Origin of the sequence: Rathayibacter sp. AY1F6 (genome assembly GCF_002932035.1) — a bacterium.
Classification (GTDB): Bacteria; Actinomycetota; Actinomycetes; order Actinomycetales; family Microbacteriaceae; genus Rathayibacter.
On record NZ_PSVD01000039.1, the window covers coordinates 1 to 5,370 of the forward strand.

Below are 5,370 nucleotides of genomic sequence, written 5' to 3' on the forward strand. Positions count from 1 at the left end.
GCCAGGACGAGCAGCACCACCACGATGGTGACCAGGAGGCGCACGCGCACCCGGAACAGATCGGAGCGGGATCGTCTGCGCGCGGTCATCGCCGTCCTCCCCGGCAGGGGCCCGGAGCGCGCCCCGAACAGAATCCACGCCGTTCCGTCCTGCCGCGTCCCGTGCGTTACCAGGCCATTCGTTGCAACCAACAACAAATCCCCCGCGCACCCGGCAGAATGGATCCATGACCTCACGGAGCAACTGGGCGGGCACCTACGAGTACCGCGCCGCCGCCATCATCGAGCCGGAGTCCGTCGAGGAGGTGCAGCGCCTCGTCCGCGAGAACGACCGCGTCCGCGCCCTCGGCAGCCGCCACTCCTTCAACTCCCTGCCCGACACCCCCGGCGCACTGCTGCACCTGGGGCGCCTCGCCTCCGACCCCGTGATCGACGCCGAGGCGAGCACCGTCACCGTCGGCGGCGCCACCCGCTACGGCGTCGTCGCCGCGCACCTGCACAGCAACGGCTACGCCCTGCACAACATGGGCTCGCTCCCGCACATCTCGGTCGCCGGCGCCATCGCGACCGGCACCCACGGTTCGGGCGACCGCAACGCGAACCTCTCCTCCGCCGTCTCTGCCCTCGAGCTCGTCACCGCCGACGGCTCGCTGCGCACGATCCGCCGCGGGGAGCCGGGCTTCGAGGGCGTCGTCGTCGGCCTCGGCGCCTTCGGCATCGTCACCCGCGTGACCCTCGACATCCAGCCGACCTTCGACGTCCGCCAGGACGCGTTCGTCGACCTGCCCTGGGAGCGCGTGCTCGACGACTTCGACGCGATCACCTCCTCCGCCTACAGCGTCAGCCTCATGACCCACTGGTCCTCGCCGACCGTGGAGCAGCTGTGGCTGAAGACCAAGGTGGCGGCGGGATCCGTCGCCGACGTCGACGCGACGCACCTGGGCGCGGTCGCCGCCTCCGCGAGCCTCTTCGCCGTCTCGGAGGGTGTCGACTCCAACCTGAACCCGTTCGGCGGCTCCGTCGGACCGTGGTCCGAGCGCCTGCCGCACTTCCGCCTCGACCGCGAGCCGAGCGCGGGCGACGAGATCCAGAGCGAGTACATGGTGCCGCGCGCGAACGTCCGCGAGGCGATCGTGGCGCTGCGCGCGATCGGCGAGCGGATCGACGACGTCCTGCTCATCACGGAGCTGCGGACCATGGCGGGCGACGACCAGTGGCTCTCCCCCGCCGGAGGCCGCGACAGCGTCGGCGTGCACTTCACCTTCAAGAAGGACCGCGCCGGCGTCGACGCCGTGCTCCCCGCCGTCGAGGGCGCGCTGCTGCCGCTCGGGGCCCGGCCGCACTGGGGCAAGCACTTCCTCGCCGGAGCCGACGAGATCGCGCCGCTCTACCCGCACCTCGAGGAGTGGCGCACCCTCCGCTCCGAGTGGGACCCCTCGGGCCGCTTCGCGAGCGACTTCCTCCGCGACCGCCTGCTCGGCTGAGCGGCACCCGCCCCGCGGGACCAGGCAGGTTCCGCGGGACGGGGCTCACCGGACGCAGCACAGGACGGGGCTCACAGGACGCAGCTCACAGGACGCGGCTCTCGGAACGCCGCTCAGAACAGGCGGGCCGCGTCGGCGGGCTCGACGAGGTCGCGCACCAGCGCCGGGATCCGCTTCCGGAACGTGAAGAACCCCCGCGACGCCGACGGCCACGCCGCACCGTCCCAGCGGCGGCGCACCGTGACGAGCGCGACCCCCTCGTCGGCGAGAGCCGAGCGGAGCGCCTCCACCCGTTCCCCGACGGGCCCGACCGGCGCGTACGGAACGACCACCGTGTCGATCCGCTCGGACACCGCCCAGTCGACGACCGTCGCGGCACGCGCGTCCGCCAGCACCCGCGCCGGCCGGCCGCTGGAGTCGGAGGAGCGCTCGGCGGCGTCGGCGAGCGCCGCGGCGGTGAAGGCGGCGACCGCGTCGGAGACTCCGGACGGCGAGCGCCCGCCCGCGTCCCCGGCGACGGCGCACGCGACGAGGCGCTCGGCCAGACCCGGCTGCTCGGCGAGCAGGCTCTCCGCCTCGAGGTCCTCCTCGTGCAGCAGGAGGCCGGGGCGGGCGCCGACGGTCCCCACGACGTCTTCCTGCTCGAGCGGTGCCCGCGGCGGGAAGGGCTCCTCGGTGAGCGCGGGGGCCGTGGTGGCGAGGCCGCTCGGCGAGAAGCGCCCCTCCGTGTAGCGCGCGATGTTGGACGCGGAGGCGAGGTAGGTCTTGCCCGGAGTCTGCAGGCCGGCGACCCATCGCCACGACAGGGTGTTGGACGCGGCGTCGCCGTCGAGCAGGTGCCGGTAGAAGAAGTCGGCGCCGAGCTGCCAGGGCAGTCCGAGGGTGAAGATCCAGATGCTCGCGAACCACATGCGGGTGTGGTTGTGGAGGTACCCGGTCTCGACGAGCTCGCTCACCCACGCGTCCATCGCGTCGATGCCGCTGCGTCCGCCGATCGCGTCGAGGTAGCCGGGCGGAGGATCGCCCGCGGAGGAGTCCGCCACCTCGCGGCGGTAGCGGCGCCAGACGTCCGGGTTCTGCTCGAGCCAGCCCTTCCAGTAGGTGCGCCAGAACACCTCCTGGACGAACTTCTCCGCGGCGGTCAGGCGGTGCCGCGCGAGGACCGCGGCGACGACCTCCCGCTCGGTGACGAGGCGGTGGCGGAGGTAGGGCGAGAGTCCGGAGACGTTGTCCCGGGACGGTCCGAGGTCGTGGTTGCGGTCGCGGGCGTAGGCGGAGCCCGCGCGGGCGACGAAGTCGTCGAGCGCCTCGAGACCGGCGGCTCTGGTCGGGATGAACATCGCCCCATCATCGGCGTCGGCCCGGTGAGAACACCGGCAGCGGCCTCCCGAGTGCGCTCCGGGGACGGAGGCGCCCGCCGAGCGCTCGTCAACGGGGTGACCGGCGCCTCCGACCCGACGTAGCGTCGGAGGACGAGAGGGAGGCCGCCATGCCCCGCGAGGAACAGATCCCGTCCACCATCGAGCGCTCCGACGAGCACGCGCAGAAGCTCTGGTCGGCCGCGCACGACTCGGCCGTCGACAGCTACGGCGACGGCGAACGCGCCCACCGCACGGCCTTCGCCGCGCTGAAGCACGAGTACGAGAAGGTCGGCGACCACTGGGAGCGCAAGGCCGAGAGCGGCCCCTCCGACTCCCGCGCCGAGGGCCACGGCCGCTCCCCCGGGGGCGAGACGGCGGGCGGAGTGGACGCGAACGCGACCAAGGCGCACCTGATGGACCTCGCCAAGCGCCTGGACGTCTCCGGCCGCTCGCGCATGACGAAGGCCGAGCTCGTCGAGGCCCTGCAGAAGGAGAGCACCCGCCGGACGCGCGACGCGCGGTGAGGCCAGGGGTGGGGCCGGGAACAGCCGCCTCGCCGAGCCCCGGCCCGCTCAGTCCAGCGCGTCCCTGATGGCCGCCATGCCCAGCTCCAGCTCGGCGAAGGTGGTCGACAGCGGCGAGAGGCCGATCCGGATGCCGTCGGGTCGGCGGAAGTCCGGCACGATCCCCTCCGCCTGCAGCCGCGGGACGAGGCCGGCGAACGACTCGTGCGCGATCGTCACGTGCGAGCCGCGCCGGGCGGGGTCGAGCGGAGTCGCCACCCGCACCCCGCGCGGCACCAGCCACGCGTCGGCCAGCTCCAGCGCGTACGCCGTCATCGCCTCCGACTTCGCGCGCACCGCGGGCATGCCGACCGAGGCGATCAGCGCGATCATGTCCTGCATCGCGAGCATCCCCGTGATCGGCGGGGTGCCGCTGAGGAAGCGCCGCATCCCCTCGGCCGGACGGTAGCCGGGTCCCATCTCGAACATGTCGGCGACGCCCATCCAGCCCTGCACCGGCTGCGCGAGCGAGCCCTGGTGCCGGGAGGCGACGTACGCCCACGCGGGCGCCCCCGGGCCTCCGTTGAGGTACTTGTAGGAGCAGCCGACCGCGAGGTCCGCGCCCCACGCGTCGAGCTCGAGCGGCACCGAGCCGACGGAGTGGGAGGCGTCCCAGAGCACGAGCGCGCCGGCCTCGTGCGCCTGGGCGGTGATCGCCGCGGCGTCGGCGAGGAACCCCGAGCGGTACGCGACGTGGCTGAGCAGCACCAGCGCCGTCCGCTCGCCGAGCACCGGTGCGAGGTCGTCGGGGCCGACGCCGCTCCCGGGGTCGGAGTCGATCCAGCGGAGCGTGCTGCCGGTCTCGGCCGCGATGCCCTCCAGCACGTACCGGTCGGTGGGGAAGTTGTCGGTGTCCACGACGATCTCGTCGCGCCCCTGCTCCGCCTGGCGGGCGATCGCCGCGCGGGCGAGCTTGTAGAGCAGGACGGTCGTGGAGTCGGCGACGACCGTCTGCCCGGCCGCGGCTCCCAGCACCGCGGAGCCGAGGGCGTCGCCGACCTCGAGCGGCATGTCGAGCCAGCCCTCCTCCCAGCCGCGGATGAGGCGGCCGCCCCACTCCTCCTCCGCGAACCGCGCGAGCCGGGCGACGCTCGCGCGCAGCGGCCGGCCGAGCGAGTTGCCGTCGAGGTAGGAGCGGACCTCGGGGGTGCGGACGAACAGCTCGGGGCAGTGCGCGAGCGGGTCCTTGGCGTCGAGCGGATGCATGCCCTCACCCTAGGTCGCGGGTGCCGGGCGCGACGCGCGCCGCGGGGCCCCCGATGCGTGCCGCCGCGGTCCCTGACGGGTGCTGCCGGGGCCCCTGACGCTGCTCGGACGCCGCCCACTGTCCAGAAGTCGTCGCACTCGGCGTCGACTGCGACAACTCCTGAGCACTCGCGAGCCCTCACCGGACCCTCCCCACTGTCCAGAACTTGTCGCACTCGGCGTCGACTGCGACAACTCTTGAGCACTCGCAAGCGCTCACCCGGAGCCCCTCCCCCACTGTCCAGAAGTCGTCGCACTCGGCGTCGACTGCGACAACTCCTGAGCACTCGCGAGCCCTCACCCCGGAGCCTCCCCCACTGTCCAGAACTTGTCGCACTCGGCGTCGACTGCGACAACTCTTGAGCACTCGCGGACCCGCAGACTCGAGCCGGTCGCCAGTCCTCCGAAGTCGCCGTACTCGCGCTCCAATACGGCCACTTCCGCGTGGTCGCGGAGCCGCCGGGCCCGTCCCAGCGGTCGTCGCCGAGTGCGCAGAAGTCGTCGCACTCGAGCTCGAGTGCGACAACTCCTGGACAGTCGTCGAAGCCGGAGGAGAACGGAGCGGGAGCCGGAGGAGAACGGACCTCGAGTCGGCGAACGCCCCCGGACCCGCGAGCACGGCCGCGCACCTGGGAAGTCAACGGGCGGACGTCGCGCCCCGCCCCGCCTAGCCTCCGAGGACGGCCCCCGCCGCCTCCCTCGACCCCTGGAGCCCCTC

General features: G+C 73.4%; 5 protein-coding genes. 2 read left to right on the plus strand and 3 right to left on the minus strand.

The features are described 5' to 3' along the window. Positions 1-191: hypothetical protein (locus tag C5C44_RS17255; protein ID WP_219827862.1), on the minus strand; the 191-nt coding region annotated here is incomplete at its 3' end. Between the two features lie 35 nt (positions 192-226). Between C5C44_RS17255 and C5C44_RS16535 the strand changes: the two genes are divergently transcribed. Beyond that, entirely contained in the window at positions 227-1,483 is a 1,257-nt protein-coding gene (locus tag C5C44_RS16535; RefSeq protein ID WP_104225167.1) for a D-arabinono-1,4-lactone oxidase, read from the plus strand. Positions 1,484-1,596: 113 nt separating this feature from the next. Here the strand turns inward: C5C44_RS16535 and C5C44_RS16540 are convergent, their stop codons facing one another. Continuing rightward, the gene (locus C5C44_RS16540) at positions 1,597-2,823 is read right to left on the minus strand and encodes an FAD-binding domain-containing protein (protein WP_104336227.1); all 1,227 of its coding nucleotides are present in this window, start codon (positions 2,821-2,823) and stop codon (positions 1,597-1,599) included. 149 nt (positions 2,824-2,972) lie between these two features. On the opposite strand from C5C44_RS16540, the gene C5C44_RS16545 reads away from it, so the two are divergent. Beyond that, positions 2,973-3,368: a ChaB family protein gene (locus tag C5C44_RS16545; RefSeq protein WP_104225169.1), complete on the plus strand. Its 396-nt coding sequence runs from the start codon at positions 2,973-2,975 to the stop codon at positions 3,366-3,368. A gap of 48 nt (positions 3,369-3,416) precedes the next feature. On the opposite strand, the gene C5C44_RS16550 is transcribed toward C5C44_RS16545, so the two are convergent. Continuing rightward, entirely contained in the window at positions 3,417-4,613 is a 1,197-nt protein-coding gene (locus C5C44_RS16550) for a kynureninase (protein WP_104251178.1), read from the minus strand. Between the last annotated feature and the right edge of the window lie 757 nt (positions 4,614-5,370).

Bases quoted from the DNA above. Each gene is read 5' to 3' on its own strand.
- C5C44_RS16535 (WP_104225167.1), top strand. From the start codon at position 227: ATGACCTCACGGAGCAACTGGGCGGGCACCTACGAGTACCGCGCCGCC.
- C5C44_RS16540 (WP_104336227.1), bottom strand. From the start codon at position 2,823: ATGTTCATCCCGACCAGAGCCGCCGGTCTCGAGGCGCTCGACGACTTC.
- C5C44_RS16545 (WP_104225169.1), top strand. From the start codon at position 2,973: ATGCCCCGCGAGGAACAGATCCCGTCCACCATCGAGCGCTCCGACGAG.
- C5C44_RS16550 (WP_104251178.1), bottom strand. From the start codon at position 4,613: ATGCATCCGCTCGACGCCAAGGACCCGCTCGCGCACTGCCCCGAGCTG.